Source organism: Haloferula helveola, from assembly GCF_037076345.1.
GTDB classification, from domain to species: Bacteria; Verrucomicrobiota; Verrucomicrobiia; order Verrucomicrobiales; family Akkermansiaceae; genus Haloferula; species Haloferula helveola.
Genome location: NZ_AP024702.1, coordinates 2,646,710 through 2,669,326, shown reverse-complemented (window position 1 = coordinate 2,669,326; position 22,617 = coordinate 2,646,710). Strand labels below are relative to the sequence as shown.

At 63.6% G+C, this 22,617-nt stretch carries 21 protein-coding genes; 9 read left to right on the top strand and 12 right to left on the bottom strand.

Annotated elements, in window-relative coordinates; genetic code table 11:
* Window positions 1-12: 12 nt before the first annotated feature.
* Window positions 13-924: a hypothetical protein gene (locus HAHE_RS09785; protein ID WP_338690591.1), complete on the bottom strand. Its 912-nt coding sequence runs from the start codon at window positions 922-924 to the stop codon at window positions 13-15.
* A gap of 128 nt (window positions 925-1,052) precedes the next feature.
* Here HAHE_RS09785 and HAHE_RS09780 point away from each other — a divergent pair, with 128 nt between their 5' ends.
* On the top strand, window positions 1,053-1,385 hold the full coding sequence (locus HAHE_RS09780; protein WP_338690590.1) for a hypothetical protein: 333 nt from the start codon (window positions 1,053-1,055) through the stop codon (window positions 1,383-1,385).
* Between the two features lie 13 nt (window positions 1,386-1,398).
* Here the strand turns inward: HAHE_RS09780 and HAHE_RS09775 are convergent, their stop codons facing one another.
* Entirely contained in the window at window positions 1,399-2,832 is a 1,434-nt protein-coding gene (locus HAHE_RS09775; protein ID WP_338690589.1) for a phosphatidylserine/phosphatidylglycerophosphate/cardiolipin synthase family protein, read from the bottom strand.
* Between the two features lie 197 nt (window positions 2,833-3,029).
* On the opposite strand from HAHE_RS09775, the gene HAHE_RS09770 reads away from it, so the two are divergent.
* The 3 genes from HAHE_RS09770 (at window position 3,030) to HAHE_RS09760 (ending at window position 5,164) form a co-directional block, all read left to right on the top strand.
* Window positions 3,030-3,818, top strand: coding sequence for a PEP-CTERM sorting domain-containing protein (locus tag HAHE_RS09770; RefSeq protein WP_338690587.1), 789 nt, complete (start codon window positions 3,030-3,032; stop codon window positions 3,816-3,818).
* A gap of 144 nt (window positions 3,819-3,962) precedes the next feature.
* Window positions 3,963-4,556 carry a hypothetical protein gene (locus HAHE_RS09765; protein WP_338690586.1) on the top strand — a complete coding sequence of 198 codons (594 nt, stop codon included), beginning with the start codon at window positions 3,963-3,965 and terminating at the stop codon, window positions 4,554-4,556.
* A gap of 50 nt (window positions 4,557-4,606) precedes the next feature.
* On the top strand, window positions 4,607-5,164 hold the full coding sequence (locus HAHE_RS09760; protein ID WP_338690584.1) for a DM13 domain-containing protein: 558 nt from the start codon (window positions 4,607-4,609) through the stop codon (window positions 5,162-5,164).
* A 30-nt stretch (window positions 5,165-5,194) separates the two neighbouring features.
* On the opposite strand, the gene HAHE_RS09755 is transcribed toward HAHE_RS09760, so the two are convergent.
* Window positions 5,195-6,133, bottom strand: coding sequence for a sugar phosphate isomerase/epimerase family protein (locus HAHE_RS09755; RefSeq protein ID WP_338690583.1), 939 nt, complete (start codon window positions 6,131-6,133; stop codon window positions 5,195-5,197).
* Between the two features lie 71 nt (window positions 6,134-6,204).
* Window positions 6,205-6,924, bottom strand: coding sequence for a hypothetical protein (locus HAHE_RS09750; protein ID WP_338690582.1), 720 nt, complete (start codon window positions 6,922-6,924; stop codon window positions 6,205-6,207).
* Between the two features lie 133 nt (window positions 6,925-7,057).
* Between HAHE_RS09750 and HAHE_RS09745 the strand changes: the two genes are divergently transcribed.
* On the top strand, window positions 7,058-7,552 hold the full coding sequence (locus HAHE_RS09745; protein WP_338690581.1) for a hypothetical protein: 495 nt from the start codon (window positions 7,058-7,060) through the stop codon (window positions 7,550-7,552).
* 15 nt (window positions 7,553-7,567) lie between these two features.
* Here the strand turns inward: HAHE_RS09745 and HAHE_RS09740 are convergent, their stop codons facing one another.
* From HAHE_RS09740 to HAHE_RS09730, 3 genes are all read right to left on the bottom strand, one after another.
* Window positions 7,568-8,935 carry a discoidin domain-containing protein gene (locus HAHE_RS09740; RefSeq protein ID WP_338690580.1) on the bottom strand — a complete coding sequence of 456 codons (1,368 nt, stop codon included), beginning with the start codon at window positions 8,933-8,935 and terminating at the stop codon, window positions 7,568-7,570.
* Between the two features lie 3 nt (window positions 8,936-8,938).
* A complete protein-coding gene (locus HAHE_RS09735) occupies window positions 8,939-10,942 on the bottom strand; it encodes a discoidin domain-containing protein (protein ID WP_338690579.1) in 2,004 nt (667 codons plus the stop codon).
* 154 nt (window positions 10,943-11,096) lie between these two features.
* Window positions 11,097-11,918: a glycosyltransferase gene (locus HAHE_RS09730; protein ID WP_338690578.1), complete on the bottom strand. Its 822-nt coding sequence runs from the start codon at window positions 11,916-11,918 to the stop codon at window positions 11,097-11,099.
* Window positions 11,919-12,106: 188 nt separating this feature from the next.
* Here HAHE_RS09730 and HAHE_RS09725 point away from each other — a divergent pair, with 188 nt between their 5' ends.
* Window positions 12,107-13,609 carry a hypothetical protein gene (locus tag HAHE_RS09725; protein ID WP_338690577.1) on the top strand — a complete coding sequence of 501 codons (1,503 nt, stop codon included), beginning with the start codon at window positions 12,107-12,109 and terminating at the stop codon, window positions 13,607-13,609.
* A 9-nt stretch (window positions 13,610-13,618) separates the two neighbouring features.
* Here the strand turns inward: HAHE_RS09725 and HAHE_RS09720 are convergent, their stop codons facing one another.
* Window positions 13,619-15,079 (bottom strand): sulfatase, encoded by a 1,461-nt coding sequence (locus HAHE_RS09720; RefSeq protein WP_338690576.1) that lies wholly within the window; start codon window positions 15,077-15,079, stop codon window positions 13,619-13,621.
* Between the two features lie 160 nt (window positions 15,080-15,239).
* Between HAHE_RS09720 and HAHE_RS09715 the strand changes: the two genes are divergently transcribed.
* Window positions 15,240-16,430, top strand: coding sequence for a sialate O-acetylesterase (locus HAHE_RS09715; protein ID WP_338690575.1), 1,191 nt, complete (start codon window positions 15,240-15,242; stop codon window positions 16,428-16,430).
* A 101-nt stretch (window positions 16,431-16,531) separates the two neighbouring features.
* Entirely contained in the window at window positions 16,532-17,242 is a 711-nt protein-coding gene (locus HAHE_RS09710) for a hypothetical protein (RefSeq protein WP_338690573.1), read from the top strand.
* Window positions 17,243-17,255: 13 nt separating this feature from the next.
* Here HAHE_RS09710 and HAHE_RS09705 read toward each other — a convergent pair whose 3' ends face one another.
* Both HAHE_RS09705 and HAHE_RS09700 read right to left on the bottom strand, forming a co-directional pair.
* Window positions 17,256-17,984 carry a hypothetical protein gene (locus tag HAHE_RS09705; protein ID WP_338690571.1) on the bottom strand — a complete coding sequence of 243 codons (729 nt, stop codon included), beginning with the start codon at window positions 17,982-17,984 and terminating at the stop codon, window positions 17,256-17,258.
* Window positions 17,985-18,208: 224 nt separating this feature from the next.
* Complete coding sequence (locus HAHE_RS09700; protein WP_338690569.1) at window positions 18,209-20,191, bottom strand: TIM44-like domain-containing protein; 1,983 nt, start codon at window positions 20,189-20,191, stop codon at window positions 18,209-18,211.
* A 209-nt stretch (window positions 20,192-20,400) separates the two neighbouring features.
* Here HAHE_RS09700 and HAHE_RS09695 point away from each other — a divergent pair, with 209 nt between their 5' ends.
* Window positions 20,401-20,748, top strand: coding sequence for a DUF2188 domain-containing protein (locus HAHE_RS09695; protein ID WP_338690568.1), 348 nt, complete (start codon window positions 20,401-20,403; stop codon window positions 20,746-20,748).
* 33 nt (window positions 20,749-20,781) lie between these two features.
* Here the strand turns inward: HAHE_RS09695 and HAHE_RS09690 are convergent, their stop codons facing one another.
* Both HAHE_RS09690 and HAHE_RS09685 read right to left on the bottom strand, forming a co-directional pair.
* The gene (locus HAHE_RS09690) at window positions 20,782-22,068 is read right to left on the bottom strand and encodes a sulfatase (protein ID WP_338690566.1); all 1,287 of its coding nucleotides are present in this window, start codon (window positions 22,066-22,068) and stop codon (window positions 20,782-20,784) included.
* Window positions 22,069-22,104: 36 nt separating this feature from the next.
* The gene (locus HAHE_RS09685; RefSeq protein ID WP_338690564.1) at window positions 22,105-22,587 is read right to left on the bottom strand and encodes a BLUF domain-containing protein; all 483 of its coding nucleotides are present in this window, start codon (window positions 22,585-22,587) and stop codon (window positions 22,105-22,107) included.
* Window positions 22,588-22,617 lie beyond the last annotated feature (30 nt).

Sequence of the window (22,617 nt, the reverse complement as noted above, 5' to 3'; positions counted from 1 at the left end):
ACGCGTGAAACTTCAGCGGGCGAGCCACTGCTCGAGCAGGCTTTCGGTTTGCATCAGCTCTTCGTAGGCCGACGGATTGCTGCGCTGGAGTTCGTTGAGCTCCTCCGTGCTCACGCCCTGCAGCGAGCCGAACTGGCGGAGGTTCTCGCGCAGCCACTGCTCGAACGACTCGTCGCCGAGCTCGCGACGGAGCTCTTCGAACTGCGGGGGCAACTCGACGCCTTGCGATTGCGGGTTCACGATCACCGGATCGGAGTCATCTTCCTCCGCCGGAACCCACGGGTCCTCCTCGCTCGACGGAGGCTCGTTCGAGCCTTCACCGCCAAGCGGCGGCTCGGTTTCACCCGTGTCCTGACCGACGGGCGGCTCCTGTCCCTTCTCGAATTGCTCAAGCCAAAGCTCCAGCGCCTTTTCCAGATCGAGAAACTGCTGATGGAGCCCGGAGTCGTCATCCACCTCGGACTCGTTGATACCTTGCAGGCTCCCCGTTTGCTCCGCGTTCGAGCGCAGCCACTCGGCGAATGACTCGTCGCCGAGTTCCATGCGGAGCTGCTCGAACTGGGGCGGCAGCTCAACGGGTTGGTCGATCAGTTCGATCTGGTAAAAGCAGCCCGGCAGCTCGCACGCCCCGAGATCCAGATACTCGTAGGTGCCGGGATAGATCTCCTGGCAGCAACCGAGATAGCTCCAGGTCTGGAGGTCGTCGGTGGTCAGCGTGATGAACTGCAGGTCCGGCTCCGCCTCGAAGGTGATCACACAGGCCCCGCCGGGGAGCAGGTCGAGTTCGATCGGGCCGAGAATCACCGGCGGGCTCTCGGGTTCCTGCGCCAGAGCGGAGGAGTTGAGCGCGAGCGATCCAAGCGCGACGCAGGCGAGGCGGGCGGCGGGACGGAGGGTTTGTGAAATGGTGGATGGGAAGTTCATGGTCGGCTGGAGTTGGCTTCGATGCGTGCCCCAACCGCAGTCCCCGGATCGCATTGTCAAAAGATGACCGCCGACCGCGAAAAACATCTGTCCCTTCCATCCCATCTCGGGAAAAGTGATTCATCTCCATGGACGAAGAACCCGAGATCCCCGCCCCTCCTCCCGAGGTGCCGAGAGGCAGACTCTGGGGCTCCCTTGTCGTCCCGCCGATTCTCACCGTACTCGGCACGATCATCCTGGCATTGATCGGCAGTAGCGGGATGAACTACGGCGCGGAAGTGCTGCTCATGCTTCCGATCGGGCTCGTCGCCATCATCATCTGCCTCGTTTACTTCATCCTCGCGTGGCGTGTCCGCTATCACGGCCGCACGCTCGTCCTGACATCCATCGGCTACTTCCTCGGCCAGATCATCCTCTGCCTCTGTCTGTGGTACGGATGCTGTTTCGCGGTGCTCGCCTGACCGACAAGCCGGACTACAGCTGGTCCGCGATCATTTCGGCCAGATCCGACATCGGACGCTCGGCATCCTTGAGCCGGATCCGCTTCGAGCGCTTGAAGTCGGGAAGGAAGATCGAGTCCGCGAGGTGGTCGACACTGCGGCGGTCCGAGAAGGCGAGGTTCAGTTCGCGATTCAGCCGCATGCTGAGGATGTCGAGGTTGGCAGACCCGACCGTCGCCCAGTCGTCGCAGATCATTGCCTTGAGATGCGTCATGCGCGGGTAGTGGTAGACCTTCACTCCGGCCGCAATCAGATCTCTTGCAGTCGCAAGGTTCGAGACCTCCATCAGCTGCGAGTCGTTCTCGGCCGGGAAGATTACCCGCACATCCACACCCCTGCGCGCCGCGTCCTGTGCCGCCCTGACCAGACGGTCCGAAGAGAAATACGGATTCTCGATCCAGATCCGATCGCGGCTGGCATGCATCGCGGCGATCGACGCCTTGAGCACCTCGGAACGGCCGGCAGCCACATCGGTCCGCAAGATTCGGAGCGGCACATCGTTCTTTCCGGCCACAGGCCAGCGGATCTCTTGGCGTGGCTTGAAAACCGCGAAGTCTCCCCACGGCCCGGCTTTCCTCCATGAGCTCTGGAAATCGCGGGCGAGGCTGCCGACGATCGGACCCTCGACCCGGATCATCAGGTCGTGCCACTCGGAGAAGTACTCTCGACCGATGTTCATGCCACCGATGATCGCCGTGCGGTTGTCGAAGAGGAGCAACTTGGTATGGTCCGCCGCCAGCCACGGATTGAGCGTGCGCCGCACTTCGATCTCGGTTCCCCGCTTGAGGAAGCTGCCCATGTCCGCAGGCGGCGAGAACCGGTCCGGCGCGGGGGTGCGCGGGGCCGACATCATCGCGGTGTTCGTTCCCATGTCGTCGAACATCACCCGTACCGGAACGCTCTCCGCCTTGTCAGCGAGCTTGCGGGCGTACTTCACGCCGATGTCGTCATTGTCGAAGATGTAAACCTGAACGTCGACCGACTCGCGGGCGCCCGCAAGTTGCCGGTCGAGTTCATCGAAGAATCCCGGGCCGTCGACCAGGCACTTGATGCTTCCGAGTTCGCGAGCTGGAAGTCCCTGCTGATCGAGAAAGTGTTCGAACGCTTCACTTCCGGGACGGGCGGTCGGGATCGCGTTCCAGGTCATCGCCACCGGAGCACTTCCCTCCACCAAGCCGCGCGTCCGGTGCCAGAACGAGGAGAAGGCCGTCGCGGTGGAACTGACCGGCTGGCGGACCGTCGCAACCGCCGTGGCGCGGAATGCCGTCTGCCCGAGCATCGCGGTCGCGGTGCCCGTCTCGCTGGCCTGGAGACGCTGACTCCGCATCGAAGTGCAGGAGCACGCCGCCATGCCCAAAAGGCCGAGCAGCACCAAAGTGGTGGGAGAGGTCGCGGATTCGTTCTTCATTTTCCGGAAACGAGAGGGGTTCACCCATCGAATCCGGATCGGGAGGAGAAGGTTACACCCTGAGAACCGGGTTCGTCAGGGTCATCGGGCTCCTCAATCCCGGCCCGGACGAAGAACTGCTTGTCACCGATCCGGTGATTTCCGAGTTTCCCGTGTTCGGAAAGCCCCCGCCTTCCGAGTTTGCCGAATCAACGCACATGCATCTCCGGTTCACTCTCGCAGCCATCGCCGTCTCCGCCGGGGTCGCGGGTGCCGCCATCACGGTCAACAGCAGTTCCTTTTCCGGGGTGACCAGCGGGGCGGTCAACACGGCCGGAACGGCGGACTGGGGTTACATCAGCGTCGCCGGCGGATTCTTCGACAGCAATCTCGGAGGAGCCGGAGCGTCCTACAGCAACACGAGCTTCGGAACCGTATCGAACAACGGAGGGACCGTTCTCTCGACGGTCAGCGGCGCCTCCACCATCGGCACGGTCACCCTCACCGAAGGCACGACCGGCACCGATACCATCGGAGGCCAGGGCAATGTCTCGAACTACACCTTCGACGGCACGACTGCCCACGGATCGTACGGAAACTTCGCACCCAACGAAGCCAACATCTGGCAGATGACCTTCAACGATCTCGGCATCGGCCAGTACGAGATCACGCTCTACATGGGACACTCGGAGAACAACCGCGTGTTCGACATGGACGTCAGCTTCGACGGCGGTTCCACCACCGAGTTCACCACGACGTCGCCACAGATCGGCACGCTCGGGAGCACCGTCGCCGCCTACGGATCGAGTGGTTCCGCGTTCACCTACAACATCGATGTCACGACGACGTCCGCCACCGATGACCTGACCCTGACCTTCGGGGGAGTCAGCGGCGGATTCGGCGGAGCGATTTTGGCAGGCTACACCGTGACCCCGATTCCCGAGCCCTCGACCTGTGCCCTGATCGGCCTCGCGGGAGTGGCGGTTTTTCTTCGCCGCCGGCGCTAGGGCCCCGAACAGAAGGTTCTCGGAATTCTCCCGGAGTTGTGCCAGATTTGTCCGTTGGGAAATCGGCACGGGCCGTGCATCACGGCTGGATCACCGCCGACCGGTGACTGCTTTCCCCGCCATCGTCGAACCCGATCCCCGGACATGCGCAACGCCCCCATCATCCGTGCGTGGATCGCCGCCGTCGGCTGCGTCGGAGCGTTCTTTTCGGTTTCGATCGCGCAGCAGACCCCTCCGGCGAAGCCCGAGGCCGGAGCCCGCTCCGTGGAGGACTGGATCGCCCAACTCGGTGACGAGTCGTTCCCCCGCCGGGTCGAGGCGACCGAGGCATTGATCGCGATGGCTGAGGACGCATCGGCCGCTTTGGACGCCGCGATGGAAAGCGAGCACCCGGAGATCCGGATGCGCGCACGCCACATCAGGGTCCAGGCGCTGCTCGAGCCGCTCGTCGGAACAGTTTGGAAACTGACCGAAGGCGAGGGATCGACCTACACGATCGAGTTCCTGGCCGACGGGCGGCTCAAGGACAACAGCCCCAACAACACCACCTTCGACAACGATCGCTGGCGGGTGGAGAGCCGGGCGGACGGCCCACCGGTGCTGGTGCTCGAGGTCAACGACGCCTACGCGACCAAGACAGCGCCGCTGACCGGCACCAAGGTCGAGGGCGAGGCGATCAACGTGAAGGCCCACAGCTGGAAGTGGTCGGCGGAGCTTGTCGAGTCACCCGAGGAGTAACACTCCAGCTCCTTTCGTCCCTAGGGAAGCCTGCCTCACTCGAGACACCCATGAAGAGATCCCTGAAGATCCCATTGTTTCTCGTCGCAGCCGGAGTCTTCGCGTGGTTGGTGTTCGGAGTTTTCGGCATCCAAGCCCTGTTCATCGATCGGAAAGTCGAGGAGCAAGTGCCCGAGGCGGTCATGAGTCTGGTCTCCGGCCAGGACGGCGGATCCGCATCCACGGATGCGGAAAGGGCACTCCTCGGCAAAGGGTCTTTCCGGCAAGGCGACAGCACCTACACCATTTCGGGTGACGCGTTCCTCAGCCGGATCAATGGTCAACTCAACCTCACCTTCACCGGCTTCGATGTGACCAACGGCCCCGACCTTTTCGTCTATGCGGTCAAGAGCAGTTCGACCGACAACCAAGAGGTCAAGAGCACCGTCAGCGAAGGAGGATTCATCAATCTCGGCACGCTCAAGGGAAACATCGGCGACCAGAACTATGCGTTGGAGGACGGACTCGATCTTGAGGATTACCCCGTCATCTCCATCTGGTGCCGACGCTTCGGCCGGAACTTCGGATCAGCCCTGATCGAACCGGAACCGATCCCCGGGAGCCCCTGATTGGCGCATCCGTCTGGTGCCGCCTCTCCGTCAGAGTCCTGCCTTCGCAACGGCTGCCTTCATCTTCGCCAAGCCGGTCTTCGCCACCTCGAGGGCGGGCTGCTTCCAGTAGGAGCGGTTGAAGAGCTCAAGGCTGAGGACCGGGCTGGCACCGACCTGGTGGAAACCCTGCAGAATCTCGGTGAGCGGCGCGATGCCGTCGCCTGGATAAACCCGGTGCTCGTCCTTGATCGATTCCCTCGGCGGGTCGGCCGGGTAGTCGTTCATGTGGAAGGTCTGGAGCGCCTGCGGTCCCAGTTGCAGGAGCGAGGCGAAGTCGGAGCCACCCTTATAGGTGTGATAAACGTCCCCGAGGAAGCAGGCCTTGGGGTGCCCGGCTTCCATCGCGATGAACACCGCGGTGCTGACCCGGCCGATGCTCTTGTTGCCGCCCCACATCTCGATCTGGGGAATCACTCCCATCTCGTCGCCGAGTTCAAGCAGCGCCCGGTAACGCTCCGCGGCCCGCATCGGATCAATCGCGCTGTCGCCCGGAGCTCCGGCGGGAGGAGCGGCAATCCGGATGCCTCCGAGTTGGGCGATCGTGTCCATGTCACGCTTCGCCTGCTCGAATCCCTCGGCACGCTTCGCGTCATCATCAACGATCCACGGCGCGAAACCGATCGCGCTCTCCACCGTCAGGCCGTGGTCCTCGAGGCGCTTCCTGAGATCGGCGAGCTTGCCTCCTTTCCCGACATACTGACCGAGCGTGCCGAGCCACGGCTCGACGGCATCGTAGCCGGCCTTCGCCGCGATCTCGATCTCCTCGGCGGCATCCAGCTTCTGGCCACGGATCGTGCTCATGTTGAGACCGTAGCGGAAACGGGCGGGCGGCTGGGTCGGGTTGGCGCTTGCGAGCCGGGTCGAGCCCGCCACGGCGAGCGCGCTGCCTGCGAGAAATCCGCGACGGGAAACCGGTGGGGTGTTCATCGATGCCAAGGCTCCGATGAATCGCGGCCGACCGCAAAGCCTTTCGCCGGGCAGGACCGGCGGCGGATCGTCTAGAACTCCACCTCGATCCCGATCGACAGGTAATTCGAGCCACCCCGGATCGAACGGCCGGTATTGTCGCTTCCGTATAGCCCGCCCGCACCGGATCGATGCGGGATCCCGGCAAACAGCCACAGGTGTTCCATCGAAGCTGCCGACACCCCAAGCGAGTCGAGCCGGGTAATGCGGGTAAGGTCGGCGCAATTGAAGGCGAGCGAGAACTCGAGGTAGTGCAGGAGGTGTTTGCTCGAGTTCGTGCCGCGATTCTGGATCTCCGCCACCGGAATACCGTCGGCATAGGAAAGGCCGGTACTGAAACCGAGGCGCGTGCGCAACGAATCGCTCCACGGGAACTCGGTCCATTCGAAGCGGACCGCCATCGTGTATTGGAAGACATCCGACTGCGCGGACTTCTCGTTGTGCCACATCACCCCTCCCTCAGCCAAAACGTTGACCGGCCAATCCCAGAGGTCCTCGACGAGGACCAGCGCCGCGCTGAGACGCACTCCGTTCTGCGGCAGGGTGTCGATGTCACCGGTAAAGATCTCGCCAAGGCTGTTGGACGTCCCCTGAAAGTACTGCAGGCCGAGGCGCCAGCGCTTCTCGACATCCTCAGGCTTCTCCTCCACCAGCTCCGGAACAACGGCCTTGGAGCCGGACCCGGACGTCCCGGCACTCACCGGTGTGAGAATCACGAAGGCCAACAGGGGGATGATCCAGCGAACGCACATAACACAGCCTCCCCCTGCTTAAACGGAGGGGCGCAAGAAACAATTGAAATCCGGTCACGATTCACATCCATCGCTCCGTGTCCGGGTGCGGATTGGATTGACGCGCGAGCGCCGTTGACCGAGGGATGGGAGCATGTCGCTTCGAATCGCTCTGCCTCTCATCTTCTGCGCCTTCTCTCTGCTGCCCTCGATCCTCCGGGCTGAGGAGGATCAGTTCGTCGAGCGCCACGTGGCGATCCTTTCCGCTTACAAGGCCTTCAAGGATGCGCGCGCCGATGCCGAAAAGATCGCCAAGGAGTCCAAGGTGCCGTTTTCCATGCAGGGCCGGGTCTATGACAAGAAACGCGGGCTCATTTATCCCGACGACTTCGAGGACGAGGCCTTCCGTGGCGGCTACGTGGCAAGGCGCTTCGACAAGACCATTCTCGATGGCGGTGACAAGGAGACCTCCTACCTCTCGGTCGAAAAGTCGGATGCCTACAAGGGCTTCACGCCGGGATACTACATCGTGGTGGCGGGTATCCGCGACAACCGGGCCGACGCTGTGAAGCAGGCCGAGAAGTTCAAGAAGTGGGCTCCGACCGCCTACGCGAAGAAGACCAAAATCTACATCGGCTGCCTGCATTGAGCAGGACCCACCCCTTCAGGGGCGCTCACCAAAGGCGTTGACCGCGCGGAGGTGGAGGATGCCCGGGCGGTCGCCCGGCAGGGAGAGTTTGAGGTAGCGGGCCTTCGGGGCAGGCTTTCCATCGGCGGCCAGTTCGATCTCCCACGAGGCGGCTGGCGTCTCCGCCTGCCAACAGGACTTCCACGAGTTCCCGTCCTCAGAAAGCCAGAGAGTGAGGCCGGCGGCGCGTTGCTTGAGCTGCGGCCGGTTGAGGATCTGAACGACGTCGATCTGGCAAACGTCGCCGAGGTCGATGGTGGCGCTGGCGGCATTCTCCTCCCGGGTGTGGAAGGCGAAGTCCTTCATCGGTCCGTCGAAGAGACTCGCGTGGTCGGCCTTGTGGTCGCTCTGCGGGTCAGACGATGAAAGCGTCAACTCGGCGTGGCCACGGGTGAGGTTCTTCATGTCGCTCCGTCCGAAGCGCGGCGAATCCGGCGACACGCCGGCGCGCAGGTCCTTGCCGACACCCCGCCAGCCGTGGCGGATGACCGCCTTGCCATTCGGGCCGTCTGGGTCGAGCCGCCACGCCTGCAGATAGACCTCCCATGCCTCGTCCTTGCGATCGATCGCGGTCAGCAACATGCCTTGGGCGGCAAGGATCAGGCAGCGCTGCTGCGGCGTGTAGGCGTCGTTGGCGAGCATCGCTTCGACTTCGGTCAGCGCGGCTTCAGTCTCTCCTTTTCCGATTCGCCCGGTGATGCCGCGGATGAACTCCCAATCCTTGAAGGCGAGGCGCGCGGCCCAGCCGGAGGCGTCGGAGGGATCGAGTTCGGTGAAGGTTTTCACGGCGTCCTTTTCTGGCGCGATCGGCAATCCGTTCAGGGCGTCGATACGCTTGGCGATTTCGTCGGGCTTGTCCTTCAACTCCGAGATTTCCCGTAGCAAGCGGTCGCGCTCGCGGGATGCCCGGCCGATGAGGTCGACCTGCGCGGCGACGGTGGCGGGAGAAAGCGACACCTCTCGGAGTTCGCGCCCGGACAGGGTTTTGAGCAGGTGCCCGTCGGGTCCGTAGATTTGGATCGCGGGGTAGGACCGGACCGACTTGCGGTCCCAGCCTTTGACCGAAGCGTCGAATGCCTTCCGGCCCTCTTCGTCGAGGTTCTGGGGAACATCGATCGCGCTGAGCACGAAGTCGGATTCGAGTGCGGCCCGGAATTCCGCGGCTTGCCAGAAGCCGGTGGCGAAGGTGCGGGAGGCACGGTGCCAGTCGCTGCCGTAAACAAGCACCGCCAACGGGCGTCCGGACTTTCCGGAGGCCTCCCGGGCTTTCGGGAAGCCGTCAACGACGGAGACTTCCGCCGCGGCGGCGTGGACGATCAGGGCGGTAATGAGGAAGAGTCGCATGGCTCAGTTCTGCTTGGCGCCGTAAACGAGGAAGCGGTTGAAGTGGAGGTGGGGTCCGTTCTCCTGCAGCACGCGGACGTAGCCGGCGTCGAGCTTGCGGTCGGCCAGATCGATGCGCTCGACGCGCTTCGCTTGGGTGAAGGTGTGAACGTCGGTCCAGCTCGTGCCGTCGGTGGAAACCTGGAGCTTGGCCCCGTTGAGGCGGGCGAGGTTGCCACCGCGCTGGACGATCACCACGCCGGACAGCCGGCCGTAGTTGCCGAGCTGGACGGTCGCGAATGCGGGCGCCGCATCGGTGTGGAAGTCGCCCCCGTGTTCCTCGATCACGCCCCAGTGGCGGGTCGGCACGTCCCAGCGGTTGCCGGGCTTGGCGATGGCGAGCGTGCCGCCGGAGCTTAGCAGGATCCCGGGAAAATTCTCCACCTTCACGTCGCACGGTTCGTAAGACTTCGATGCGAGCTCACCGAGGAACTGGAAAGTCGCCTTGTCTCCACTTGCGGCGGCGCTCGGAAGGATCTTGGCGGCGAGCACGCCGATCGTTTCGCCGAAGTCGCGGCCGTTGCTTTTGCCGAGGCCCTCGGTGATGCGGTGGATGAAAGCCTGCTTGCGCTCCTCATCCTTGCCGCAAACCGCGAACTGCGCCTCGAGAAGGGTCGGCACGAGCTCGGCCTGCTCGGCATGGATGCCGAAGACGGCCACCGCGAACTCGTCCTGCTCGACGGGCTTCTTCGACACCATGGACATCTGCTTCTTCACCGCGGCGGTCAGGTTCCAGCGCGCCGCGCCCCAACCGGAAATGGCGCGATGGTAGGAGAGCAGCACGTCCTGACGGAGACGCAGCTCGTCTTCGCCTTTCGGCAGGATGGCGGGATAGACCTCCTTCGAGAGGAAGTCCCACGCGACCTCGGGAAACTCCGGCGCGAGATGCTTCAGCACGTCGGCATGGAGGTCGTGCCATGCCTTCTCGGGAGCGCGCTTGTCCCTCAGCAGTTCCGCACTCTCCAACCAGTTCGCGTAATCGAGCGGATGACGGGAGCGGGCTTTCCGATAGGCGGCGATCGCCTCGCCGATGGATCCCTTTTGCCGGAGGCTCCCGGCCTCGCGGCGCATGTCACCGGACTCGCGCGCCTCGCTCGTCGAATTCTGCGAGCGCGTGTTGTAGAGATGCCAACTCCAGGAAGTGCCGTAGAACGAGTGATGAAGACCGCGGCTCCATGACAGTGAGTAGGCCGGCACCCATTCCTGCGGCCGGATCATGATCACATGGGCGCAGTGGCCCGGCTCGCCCATGGTCGCGGCCGGGATGCCGTTCGCGATCGCCGCGGCGGCGCCGAAATTCGAGAGCGATCCGCAAACGCCACCGACGTGCCTCACCATTTCCGCCGGGCTGTCCCAACTCGCTTCGAAGGGCTCGTAGTAGTGCGGACCCTGCACCGAGTCGCCGAACGCGTTGTGGGCGATCCAACGCGCATACCAGCAGGCGCCGGTGTATTGATCGGCCGGCAAACACACCTCCTCGAGCTGGTAGTTCATCGACTCCAGAGAGTTGAAGCGGTCGTGCTGGACACCGTTCGCCAGATAGCGCCGCTCGAAAACACTAAGGTTGCCGTACATCTCGTTGAGCAGGCCGACCTTCCAGTTGTCGCGGAAGTATTCGTAACGGCCTGTCATCCGGGCCGCGTCCCACTTCTTCACCGGTCCCTCGAGCGCGCAGGCCGTCGCCATGCCACGGTCGACCGGCACCTCGACCATCGCCGGGTCGGACTCCCACAGCGCGTGGAGCGTGGCCATCGATGCCGTGGGGTCGGCAACCTGGCCGGAGTCGAAGAACTCGTGCTGCCAAACTTCCGAGCCGAGGAATGCCTCGCGGAATCCGGCGGCTTTCTCGGTCGTCAATCCGGCTTCGTCCAGCACACGGGTGGCGGTGGCACGGAGCAGCGCGGAAGAATCGGCGGCGGCGAAGAGAGGGGCCGCCAGCGCGAGAATGGCAATACCGATGAGCTTCATGGTCCTTGGGAAAATCAATGCGAACGGGTCACCAAATACCGGAATGGACCGGAAAACTTACAAATACGGACCCCGTTTTCCACAGAAAACGCGGATCGGACCATCTCGGAGCATCTGGAGGGTTGCAACGGGACTCCCCCCAGCATTCACCGAATCACCGGCCAAGGCTGTCCTCGTGGAAATCCAGCCAGAGCTTCAAGGCTCGCGCCATCTGGGGGCGGGTCCAGCGCTTGCGGCGAACCAGACGGCGGGTCGCGTCGAGATCGAGCCATGGCTTGTCGGGGCCGATGTAGTGGATGACCTTGGCCAACTTTGGGTGGGCGAGTTCACGCGGTGTCGGATCCATTCCGCGCATGACCCGGTAGCCGAAGCGCAGCCGGTATTCATCAAGGAAGAGGTGGCATTGGTTGAATGCATGGTCGAGATGCAGCTCCTCCCGTTTCGGCCAATCCGGGTAGAAGGAATGGAGGAAACTCTGATCACCCTGCCCCCGGCCCTCGAGTTGTCCGAGCTGCGAGAGCATCCGCCCGAACAATTCCTGATCGGGCTCGATCACGAGCAAGCCGGCATTCAGGTCCACCCAATGCGAATGCTGCGGGAGCATCCCGCCGGCATTCACCGCGCTCATGTGGGGACGCTCGAAAAGCTCGTCGAGGTTCGCGCACACCAGCATATCGGCATCCAGATAGACCGCCTTCGCGAACTCGGTCTGCTCGAAGATCCGCAGCTTGGTGAAACTGTGGCGCCAACGTTCTTCAACGACCGCCATCCCTTCCGGCATGGGCACCGCATCGACTTCCCTGATCGCGATGCCGGAGTCCTGCAGTTCCCGACGGGCGGCCTCCCCCACGCCGTCGGTGACCAGCACGAGCAAGGGAGCCTTCGGCCGGGTCCGCGCCAGCGAGTATGCCAGCACCCGAACTCCCGGCAGGAAGTCATCGGTGGCCAAAAAGCTCAGGTAAGCGATCTCACTCATCGTCCCGCGTCGGGGAAACCTCCGGAACCTGTTCCCATCGGTCACCTTCCCCGCGGAGGAACGTAGGACGGCGGCCTCCGGAGGGTCGACCAAATCCGGATGCCCCGCGCCCGATGGTAGAGGCTCCGATTCGATCGCGTATCGGATGCCGCGCCTGCGGACTTCGTCCCGGGCCTTGCCTCCCGATCATGAACGCCGCGATCCTCTCCCGTTCCCTGGTATGCAGCCTCGCGCTCGGCATTTCCGCCGGCCTGACAGGGGCGTCGGCTGCAGCCGAAGCGGAGAACCCGGATGCGCATGCCGCTTATCCCCGCCCGTTTTCCCGACCGCCGAGTGCCGGCAAGAACTACGACACGTGGCGCGATGCCTCCGGTGCCGACATCGGCCAAACTTCTGTCGATCCGAAACGTTTGCCTTCGCGGGTCGACAATTCCGCCCGCCCGGAGTTTCCGGGAATCTTCCGACAAAAGTGGGGAGCATGCGGCCAGTTCGCCTCGGTCGCGACGATCTTCAGCTACGAGATGAACGTCCTCAACGGCACCGCCGCCGACAGTGACGCGACCCGGTTCCCCGCCCACTTTTCCTGGAACATGATCAACGGGGCGTCGAACCGCGGATCGGAAGCCTATCACGGCTGGGAGGTGGCCAAGCGGCTCGGCATTCCCACCGCGAAGTCGTACGGCGGTGTCCGGCTCGACAAGATCGGCCTGTGGCCGGATGGCTACGCGGTCTGGCGCGAGGCGATGGAGTATCGCGTCTCGGGCTACCGCTACTCGCCGGCCTCGACCGTCGCGCAACTGAACGAGGCCCGCGGTTGGCTCTTCGACCGCAACCGCCCGGGCAGCAACGGGCCCGGCACCGGCGGACTGCTGGCGATGGACGGACGCATGGGCGAACGGGGCAAGGTCACGAAGACCATCCCGGAAGACGAACACGAGGAGGGCAAGGAGGTCTGGATCCGCTGGGGCCCGAGCGGCTACGGCCACGGCATGGCCTGCGTCGGCTACGATGACGAGGTCGGCTACGATGTGAATGGCGACGGCAAGATCACCAACGACATCGACACCAATGGCGACGGGGAGGTCACGCTGGCGGACTGGGAACGCGGTGCCTACATCGTGGCGAACTCGTGGGGTGAGAAGTGGTCCGACCGCGGCCGGATTTACCTCCTCTACAGCGCCATGATCGACCCGACTTGGGAACGCGGCAACTACCTCGGCCGGGTGGAGGTCGCGCGCTACCTTCCCACGACGACCTTGCGCCTCAAGCTCGCATGCGACGACCGGTCGGACCTGAGAGTGACAGTCGGTATCGCCGGCGACCCCGACGCCGAGAGTCCGGAACACGAATTCGCACCCGAGGTCCTCAATGGTTGGCCCTTGTTCGGACGGTCCGACGCCGGCCACGTGCCGATGGCAGGCCCCGACGACTCCTCGCCGATCGAGGTTGGGATCGACCTGACCTCACTCGTCGAGAAAGTCGCAGCCGACCGCACGGACGGCCGCCTTTTCCTACGCCTCGGGCGGGCCGAGAAGAGCGATGCGGTCGGAGAAGTCCACCACGCGTTCATTCGGCACTACGATGCCCGCGGCGCGCTCGTTCGCGAAGCGCCCTTCGAAATCGGGAACGGAAGCTTCGGCAAAGAGGTCCTCTTCTTGGAGGCCCCATTGGCGGCGCCGGTCAGGAACTGACCGGGTGGCTTACCTGCGCAGCGGTCCCGGGTGATCGATGCTGTCAGCGTCGCGAGCCGCGCCGGGGAATTCCGCATGGGGATTCCCACCCGGGCCTCTCTCCCAAGGCAGCACCTTGCCGTCCTTGATGCGCGGCGGTCCGTGCCGACTCGGTGTCGGATTGGCCGGCAAGGTATCACCGGTCTGCTCCGTCCATGCCACAAGCAACTCACGGCCTTTCTCCAACGCCCCGGCCATCGCCGGATCATCCGCGAGGTTGTGCAGCTGGTCCGGGTCCTTGCTCAGATCGTAGAGTTCTTCCTTCGGACACGGGTTGGCGAAGGTCTGCCAGTGATCCTCGGTCGTCCGACCTTCCGCATGGGCCTGCCACAGCTCCTTGCCCGCCGGATAGGTGGTGTCCGACTCCGCACACAGGTTCATCTGGTCGGGAAAGCGGTTGCGGATGTAGGCGAAATCACCCCACCGGACGAGGCGCGAGTGGTTTCGATAGACGTGCCAGTTCTGCTCGGAGAAGACGACCTCGCGCACCGTGGCCGCAGGGTCCTTGAGGATCGGCACGAAGCTCCGGCCCTGGACGCATTCGGGAATCTCGACACCGGCAAGCTCAAGACAGGTGGCGCTGAGGTCGATCACGCTGACGAAGCTCTCGGTGACGGCAGCCTCTTTGATCAGCGCCGGGAAATGGACGACCCACGGCGTCTTGATACCGCTGTCGTACAGCCGGCTCTTGGCGCGAGGGAACGGACGACCGTTGTCCGAACCGACGACAAGGAACGTGTTCTCCAGGACTCCCTGGCGCTCGAGTTCGTCCCGCACCTTGCCGACGAAATGATCGAAGCGGCTGACCTCGTGGTAGTAGCTGGCGAAATCCTCACGGGTGGTCGGGCTGTCGACGTTGTAAGGAGGCACCACCACTTCCGCGGGCTTGTACTCGGGCGCATCATCGCCGATCGTCCAACCCCGGTGGGCATCGTAGGCGGCGAACCAAAAGAAAAACGGCTGGCCCTCTGGACGGTCTCGAACCAGCTCCACCCAATCGCCGGCTCCCCCAGGACCACCTCCTCCGGTAATCTTGTCGAAAGCCCGGTCCTTGTTGGAGAACATATGGTTCTTCCCGGAAAGCGCGGTGTAGTAGCCGGCATTCCTCAGCAACTCGGGGAAGCGGACCTGGTCGTCGGGTAGTTTCGAGTGGAGCTCAGGCGCACCTGTGTTGTGCGGATAGCGGCCGGTGATGATGCTGCACCGGCTCGGGCTGCAGCTGCTGATGGTGAGATAAGCCTGATCGAAACGCATGCCGCCGGCGGCAAGAAGATCGATGCTCGGAGTCTGGATCACCGGGTGCCCGTAGCAGCCGTGGTCCTCCTGCGAGATGTCGTCCGAGATGAAGAAGATGAAGTTCGGGCGGGCCGGGTCGGCCGCAACCGCCTTGCCAAGGCATCCCGCAAGGACCGCAATCAGGATCAGTTTCACACGCCGAACCTCCCAAGCCGGACGCCTCCGGTCAAACCCTCGCGAGGCAGATCGGATTCCGTCACCGGAGCGCGAGGCGTTCGTGATCCGAGATTCTCCTTCATCGGCGAAAATGCTCCGATAGGCTGACCGCTAGACCGAATCCGAACGAACGCAACCGATGAGACCTACCCGCTTCCCGTTCACCCTCCTCTCCTGCCTGGCTGCCATCGCCTTCGCCATCCCGGCGGGTGCGAAACCGCTCAAGGTCTTCATCCTCTGCGGCCAGTCGAACATGGAAGGCCACGCCCAGACCAAGACCTTCCCCGCGGTCGCCAAGGACCCGAAGACGGCGGAGCTCCACAAGGCGATGGTCGGCCCCGACGGCGAGCCGGTCGTCTGTGACGATGTCTGGATCGCCTACTCTTACGGCGACTTTTCCGGCAACCCGGTCGGAAAGAAGTCGGGCAAGCTGACCGCGGGATACGGCAGCCAGCACCATGTCGGCACCGGCAAGATCGGCCCCGAGTTCACCTTCGGCATCTACATGAACAAGGCGCTGGGCGAACCGATCCTGCTGATCAAGGACTCATGGGGTGGCAAGAGCCTGAAGGTCGACTTCCGCCCGCCGAGCGGCGGCGAACCCGAGGAGGAGAAATCCAAGGAGAAGGCGGGCAAGTACTACGGTTACCTGATCGAGCACGTGAAGGAGGTGCTGGCCGACCCGAAGAAAGTCTATCCGGACTACGACCCGAAGGAGGGCTACGAGCTTTCCGGTTTCGTGTGGTTCCAGGGGTTCAACGATCTGGTCGGCAACTATCCCCGGACCGATCCGTCCGCCGGCAAGAAGAGCACCAAGGACTACTCCGAATACAGCCGGTTGCTGGCTTGCTTCATCCGCGACGTCCGCAAGGACCTCTCGGCTCCGAAGCTGCCATTCGTGATCGGGGTGCTCGGCACCGGCGGCGAAGCGGCGGGCGAGAACACGGATGCCTTCCGCGCCGCCATGGCCGCGCCGGCCGGGATGGACGAGTTCAAGGGGAACGTCACCAATGTGTTCACCCACAAATACTGGCCGACGGAACTGGATGACGTGCTGGCGAAGGTGAATGAGGTAAAGAAGGAATTCGCGGCGCGAGACAAGGAACTCGATAAGCGGCGGAAAGCCGGGGAGAACGTGAAGGCGGACAAGGCCAAGCTCGAAGCCGAGAAGCGCGCGAAGATCGAGAAGTCGCTGAGCGCCGACGAGCTGTTCCTTCTCGACAACGGGATCTCCAACCAAGGTTTCCACTACTACGGCTCCGCCAAGTTCTTCGGCCAGATCGGCAAGGCCTTCGCCGATGCGCTGGTGAAGTTGCGGACGAACAAGTAGCCGGGTTGCCCGGGAAGGACCCTGATCAACACCACAGGCTGGCATTCAACGAGTTTGACGGACGGCCCTTCGCGTGTTCCTTTCCTCCGTCCGCAGCCGCCATGATCCTGTCCCGACCCCTCGCTCTACTTGCCCTCGCATCAGCGACAGCAAACGGGGCGATCATTGTCTCCACGGACTTCAGCGGGCGCACGGTCTCGGGAACCACGGCGAGCAACATCACCTTCAGCACCAACGGCATTGATTCGCCGGGAAGCTCCATCACCGTTTTCGAGAACGAAAGCAACGGTGTGAACGACGGCTCGACCCAGAATGCGGGGCTCTTCAACACAACCCCGGCACAGGGCTATCTGGCGCTCGACCTGAACATCGACAACGAGGACGGATGGTATTTCGACGTTCCGGTGGTGCTATCGTCCGGAACCGCGTCGATCGCCATCGACACGCTCGACCTGACCTTCAACCACTTCAGCAACACCGGCGCGGCGCAAGGCAATGGCGCGACTCGGTCCGATCACCGGGCCGAGTTGATCGGGTCGACGTCCGGAGTCGTGGTGACCGACAGCGACCTCAATATCGGCGGAGCATATCCCGGCGGGCCCTACGCGACCTCCCTGGATCTCCCTTACACGATCGATCCCAGCGAAACGTGGACCTTGCGGATCTATGCGGATTACAACGGCGGCCAAGGCAACAACGTCGGATACGACTCGTTCACACTGAACGGGACGATCACCGCGGTCCCGGAACCTTCGGTCGCCGTGCTGGGAATCCTCGGAGTCGCTCTCGCGCTGCGCAGGCGGCGCGCCTGACTCGCGGGCCTGCTCACTCGGCGACCCGGCATTTCGCCGCGACTTCGTTCCACGTGAAGTCCTCACGCAGCATCCTGGCTAACCACGGATCAATCTCGGGCAGGCGCTTTGCAGCCGCGAACTTCTCTGGCCGCGTGATACGGGTGAAGAGAACCCGACGGCAATCGGCGATCGGGACCGACTTCATTCCGTAGCCGCCAGGTTGGTTGCTCGACCAGAAGCGAACCGTCTTCGCGTCGTGACCGAGGTAAACAACCAGGTGGCCCCTTTCCCGGCCGCCGATGGCGTCGGTCCACCAGATCTTCAGGAAGTCACCCGGCCGGGCCTCGTCCCACGAGGTGAAATTGCGGCCCGCACGCAGGTCGGCGACCAACTTCGCGCTGCCCGGACCGTTTGAGTTCCACCGTCCGAACACCCCGTGGCCATCCTGGTGATCCATGACCGGCAGCAGAGCCTCGGAGTCGCTCTCCAGTGCCTTCAGCAAAACGAGGTAGGTGGCCCCGGAACAGAAACTCGGTTTGGCGAGATTCGCCTGCACCCGGACCGTGCCACCCCGCAGCTCGCAGGCGCCGGGCAGCAAGTTCTTGGTCGCGTCACTACCGTCGTATCCGCCTCCCGCGGGCATCTGCCGGACCGCCGCGAGGACTTTCGCATTGAATCCCGATTCTCCCTCGCCCGCCACGGTGGCGCAGCCGCCCGAGAGCAGTCCGACGAGAAGGATGAAGGCGCCGCGGATTCCCATCCCGCATTGAAGCCCCGGATCGTTTCTTCCGCCAGCGGAGAAATCCCATTCCGGTGATGGCCCGGAATGGAGCGCCGGTTTTGAAACCGGCATCTTCCGGCACCGGTCGGGTCAAATGGGTTACGCGTTCCACAGGTTGATCCGGCTCGTTCAGAAGGCAATGAATCCAATAGGTTCAGGAAACTCCGGAAGCCGGTATCCGGCCGCCAGCCGTGCCTCAAAAACTAGGATGCCCGTACTTCCCGGATCAATCCCCTGCTCTGCCGGTAGAGTTGCGTGCGGGTCCGGTTGATCAGCTGGCTGATGTCAACCGGGCCGTAACCGAGCTTGCCGCCGAGCAGGACCAGGGCGCGGTTCTCCTCACGCGACACGCGGCCGTCGGCCAGCGCCATCGCCGCCATCTCGGTGAGCCAGGCGCGGATCTCCCCTTCATCGTCCGGACTCTCCAGCTCGAGCGTTCCGTCGTGTGCGGACGTGATCAGCGATTCGATCTCTTCGGGGCGCAGACCCGCACGTTTCCCGTATCCTTCCAGCACCCGCTGTTCCTTCGGATCGACTTGGCCGTCCGCCATCATCACGTTGACCAGCCACGCCGCGAGGGTGAGGCCACCGTGATGTTCGACGCCATCCAAACCCGGTGCCACAGCCGCGACACCCTCGCCCGCCGCTCCCCGCGGCTGGGCGGCCATCGCCTCGCGGAGTGACTTGATCCACGGATCGTACGGTCCGGCCCTGTATTCGAGGACCCAGTCCAAGGCACCGTCGTTGATCACGGTGCCACAGTACTCGCAGGCCGTGGCCGCGCTGCTCGACACGCTTCCGCCGCAGTTGGGGCAATGGCTCGCCTGCAGACCCCGTTCGATGTTGGTCTTCGTCTGCCCTCCGCGCAGAAGCACGAAGATGTCGGTGTGGATCAGCTTCGCTCCGGCACGGGTCCTTTCCCCGTTGGCCGTTTGCCGATGCATCGATCCGCTCCAGCGGACCTTCACCAGCGCCCGGTCGCCGTCGTCACCCGGAATGACGCCCAGCGACTCCACGCCCCCGACCGCACAGTCACCCGGGTAGGATCGATTGCCCTGTGCGTCAGCCGCCAGTTCTCCGGCCAGGCGTTCAACACAGGCATCGGTCGCCATCTTGCGGATCGGGTCGCTCTTGCCGCTCCGGTAGGACGCCATCAGACGCCAGAACATCACGCTGGTCTTGTCTTCGAGGGCCTGGAACGAGAAGCCCGGATCCTTCTTCATCATCGCAGGCAATCCCGGGTAAGCGACATCCTCCGTCGCCACCCACTCCGAGGCCTGGGTGATCTCGGCGAGAACCCAGTCGTAGGCACCGCTCTTCACCAGCGAAAGGCAACTGCCGCACTGGGCCGATTCGTTCAGCTCGAGCGGGCTGCCGCAGTTCGGGCATTGCCCTTCGATCAAACCACCCGCCGCCAGGGTCTTGGCATCCGGCCTACGGATGAACGACCAGTATTCGGTGAATGACGAGTCCGCACTCGAACCCGAGGTCTTCATGCCGGTCCTCAGGTTGACCCGGTAGTCCACCGCGGAGCAGTGCAGCTCCACCGTGATCACGTCGTACACCGAATCCGATTTCACCTGCACGATCCGCGTCCGATGGATCTGGATGTTCTCCATGTGGTCCCGCCAGCCCTCTTCCTGCTGCTCCTGGATCTGCAGACTGAAGCGTTCGTCCACGCCGTCGGAAATGAACGCCTCGACCTGCCTCAGGTCATGCGCGCACCACGCATTCTGGATCTTGAGAAAAGCGAGTCCGACCCGCCGGCAGAACGCTCCCTCGTCAAAGCCCGGATCCCGCTCGCGCAAGTTGCCGAGCGCCACCTCACGCATGCGCTGCTCCTGCATCGCGCGGCCCTTCCGGATGACCGATCCCTGATGGTAGCCGACCGACCCGTTGTAGCCCTTCTTGCCATAAAAGAAGAAGGCCCAGCCGAGAACAGCCACCAGCGGAATGCCAATGAACGGATGTTCGACGCACAGGCGGAACAGCAGATAAATCAGAATGCCGAGGTCTCCATCGCCGTCGCCGCCACCACCGCCGCTGAAGCCTCCTCCGCCGCCGCCACTGAAACCCCCTCCACCGCCACCGCCGGAGAAGCCACCGCCGCCCCCTGCGCGGGCTTGCAGCTCACCGATGCCGATCAGCACCGCGAGACCGATGAATGCGAGGTGGCGTTTCCTCATGGGCGGGGTGTTATCGGCTGCGCTACCTCCAGCAACAAGGCCGAACCCGGTGGTTGCCGCTGATGAACCGCTCGCCTGAGCCTGTGCAATTCGCAACCGCGGCGTTGCAGAAGTCGGTGCACGAAGCACGAAGAGCGGCCGCGAGGCCTATGAAACCGTCGGGCACGGGATTCGCTCTCCAATAGCGTAGCAAACGCTCGAGACCACACATGAAACACAATCTCCATATCGTCCCGCACGAAGACGGATGGGCGATCCGCCTTTCCGGAACCGACAAACCGCTCTCCATCCACGACACCCAGCAAGCTGCCATCGAGGCGTCGATCGACGTCGCCGAAGACGACGAGTGCAACGTCGTGGTCCACCGCCGCGACGGAACTTTTCGGAACGTGATCCGTTACGAGGCGATCGAGCGGCGACTGGCCGACGAGGACAAGAACCGGCTGCTCGGTGCCAGCCCTTTGGTGTGGGGCGTGTTCGCTGCAGGCGCCCTCGCGGGTCTCGCCGCGATTCTCATCACGCGTCCACCGGCCCAGCTCAGGCGCTGGCTCGATTGAGTCGGCGCCGAGCCTAGCTTACGGCGACCGTCTCTACGATCCCTTCGTCACCGTCTGCTTGAAGCGCTCGATCGCGGCTCGCATCGACTTGGTGACGTCGGGATGTTCCTCGGCGACGTTGCGCGTCTCGGAAAGGTCGTCCTTCAGATTGTAAAGCTGCACGTCGTCACCCTTGACGATGAGCTTCCAGTCACCACGACGCATCGCGGTTCCTAGTTTCGGCTCGTAGCCGAAGAAAATCTCGCGGTCCTTGAACTCCGCCTGTTCCAACAGGTGCGCCTTCGCGCTCGTGCCGTCGAGATTGTCCGGCGCATCTTCCCCGATCCCCGCGATCTCGGTGAAGGTCGGGAATAGATCGAAGCCCAGAACCAACGCATCGGACTCCGCGCCGGCCTTGATCTTGCCCGGCCACCACGCCACGGCGGGAACCCTGTGGCCACCCTCGTACTGGCTGAACTTGCTGCCCCGCAGATCGCCTGCCACAGGGCTCATCCGGACGTCGCCGTTGTCCGACCAGAAGAACACCAGCGTGTTCTCCGACAGTCCCGTCTCCTTGAGCGTGTCGAGGATCTTGCCCACACTGTCATCAAGGTCCTTCACCATCTCTTGGTAGCGCGGCCGGTTCTCCTCGCCGACGCGGTTCTGCTTCCAATCCTTGTCGCGCTTCTCCGGCACGTCGGCACGGGTCTGATACGGGTTGTGGGGCGTCTGGTGCGAGACGTAGAGGAAGAAAGGTTTATCCTTCTGGCGACGGATGAAGTCGACGCTCCGGTCGGTGATGATGTCGGTTGAGTAGCCCTCGACATTCCGCTTCTCGAGTCCGACCCGCCAGCTCCCGTGCTGGTGGAAGTCACCCGCTCCGTTCAGCAGGCCGACGAACTCATCGAAGCCGTGGTGGACGGGATTGTACTGGTCCTGAAATCCGCAGTGCCACTTGCCGAAGAGCGCGGTCGCGTAGCCGTTCTTCTGGAAAACCTTCGCCAAGGTTGGCGTCGATGCCGGGATCCCCTGGTCCGGCTCCTTGTCGCCGACGATCACATCGACGATGCCGGCGCGCTGTTGATAGCGGCCAGTAAGAAAGGCGGTGCGTGTCGGGCTGCAGACTGACGAGTTCGCGTGGAAGTCGGTGAACGTCATGCCTTCCTTCGCCATCCGCTCGATCCGCGGGGTCTCGATCCAGCCGTCGTAAAGCTTCAGGTCACGGCAACCGAGATCGTCGGCGAGGATGACGATGACGTTCGGTGGCCGCTCGTCAGCGGTGGCCGAATACGGCAGCGCGGCGGCAAGGATGGAGGCGAAGGCAATCGGTCGGACGGTCATGAGGATCGCCTCCCATACGTCCGCCGCGGCTCCGAACTAACTCGAAGACCGGTCGGTCTCGGAAAGCGTGAGCTGCCGCGCGTCGAGCAACAGCGCGATGGCCAGCCGGTCGTCGTCGGGAATCGTGATCGAGTCATCCTCGACCGGATACTTCGCCCTCAGGAAATCGCGCTGCGCCATCGGCAGCTCGTCGAGATCCACAACGTGCATCGCCCAGTCTTCGAAGGTCCGGCGAACGATCGGCTCGAAGATCAGCAGCCGGAGCTTACCATGGCGGTCGTCGCGCGAAATGCGCAGGTAGAGGTCGTTGACCTCGCCGGAGGGGCCTTCCAGCACCTGGAGGAACGATTCGCCCGAAAGTAGCAGCAGGCCGGTGATCCCCCTGGCATCGTTTCGCTCGGCACTGGTTTTCGCGAGCTCGAGCAGCGTCTCGTTGGACAACAGATCCCACGAAGTCTGGCTCTTGTAAATGAGCCGGCAGGTTGGTTCGTTGCCGGAAGTGGACGAGTTCTCGGACATGGCCAATGCTTTGCTCCACTGATCTAACGG

Excerpts from the sequence above, each read along its gene's own strand:
- HAHE_RS09785 (WP_338690591.1), bottom strand. The coding sequence starts at position 924 with ATGAACTTCCCATCCACCATTTCACAAACCCTCCGTCCCGCCGCCCGC.
- HAHE_RS09780 (WP_338690590.1), top strand. The coding sequence starts at position 1,053 with ATGGACGAAGAACCCGAGATCCCCGCCCCTCCTCCCGAGGTGCCGAGA.
- HAHE_RS09775 (WP_338690589.1), bottom strand. The coding sequence starts at position 2,832 with ATGAAGAACGAATCCGCGACCTCTCCCACCACTTTGGTGCTGCTCGGC.
- HAHE_RS09770 (WP_338690587.1), top strand. The coding sequence starts at position 3,030 with ATGCATCTCCGGTTCACTCTCGCAGCCATCGCCGTCTCCGCCGGGGTC.
- HAHE_RS09765 (WP_338690586.1), top strand. The coding sequence starts at position 3,963 with ATGCGCAACGCCCCCATCATCCGTGCGTGGATCGCCGCCGTCGGCTGC.
- HAHE_RS09760 (WP_338690584.1), top strand. The coding sequence starts at position 4,607 with ATGAAGAGATCCCTGAAGATCCCATTGTTTCTCGTCGCAGCCGGAGTC.
- HAHE_RS09755 (WP_338690583.1), bottom strand. The coding sequence starts at position 6,133 with ATGAACACCCCACCGGTTTCCCGTCGCGGATTTCTCGCAGGCAGCGCG.
- HAHE_RS09750 (WP_338690582.1), bottom strand. The coding sequence starts at position 6,924 with ATGTGCGTTCGCTGGATCATCCCCCTGTTGGCCTTCGTGATTCTCACA.
- HAHE_RS09745 (WP_338690581.1), top strand. The coding sequence starts at position 7,058 with ATGTCGCTTCGAATCGCTCTGCCTCTCATCTTCTGCGCCTTCTCTCTG.
- HAHE_RS09740 (WP_338690580.1), bottom strand. The coding sequence starts at position 8,935 with ATGCGACTCTTCCTCATTACCGCCCTGATCGTCCACGCCGCCGCGGCG.
- HAHE_RS09735 (WP_338690579.1), bottom strand. The coding sequence starts at position 10,942 with ATGAAGCTCATCGGTATTGCCATTCTCGCGCTGGCGGCCCCTCTCTTC.
- HAHE_RS09730 (WP_338690578.1), bottom strand. The coding sequence starts at position 11,918 with ATGAGTGAGATCGCTTACCTGAGCTTTTTGGCCACCGATGACTTCCTG.
- HAHE_RS09725 (WP_338690577.1), top strand. The coding sequence starts at position 12,107 with ATGAACGCCGCGATCCTCTCCCGTTCCCTGGTATGCAGCCTCGCGCTC.
- HAHE_RS09715 (WP_338690575.1), top strand. The coding sequence starts at position 15,240 with ATGAGACCTACCCGCTTCCCGTTCACCCTCCTCTCCTGCCTGGCTGCC.
- HAHE_RS09710 (WP_338690573.1), top strand. The coding sequence starts at position 16,532 with ATGATCCTGTCCCGACCCCTCGCTCTACTTGCCCTCGCATCAGCGACA.
- HAHE_RS09705 (WP_338690571.1), bottom strand. The coding sequence starts at position 17,984 with ATGGGAATCCGCGGCGCCTTCATCCTTCTCGTCGGACTGCTCTCGGGC.
- HAHE_RS09700 (WP_338690569.1), bottom strand. The coding sequence starts at position 20,191 with ATGAGGAAACGCCACCTCGCATTCATCGGTCTCGCGGTGCTGATCGGC.
- HAHE_RS09695 (WP_338690568.1), top strand. The coding sequence starts at position 20,401 with ATGAAACACAATCTCCATATCGTCCCGCACGAAGACGGATGGGCGATC.
- HAHE_RS09690 (WP_338690566.1), bottom strand. The coding sequence starts at position 22,068 with ATGACCGTCCGACCGATTGCCTTCGCCTCCATCCTTGCCGCCGCGCTG.
- HAHE_RS09685 (WP_338690564.1), bottom strand. The coding sequence starts at position 22,587 with ATGTCCGAGAACTCGTCCACTTCCGGCAACGAACCAACCTGCCGGCTC.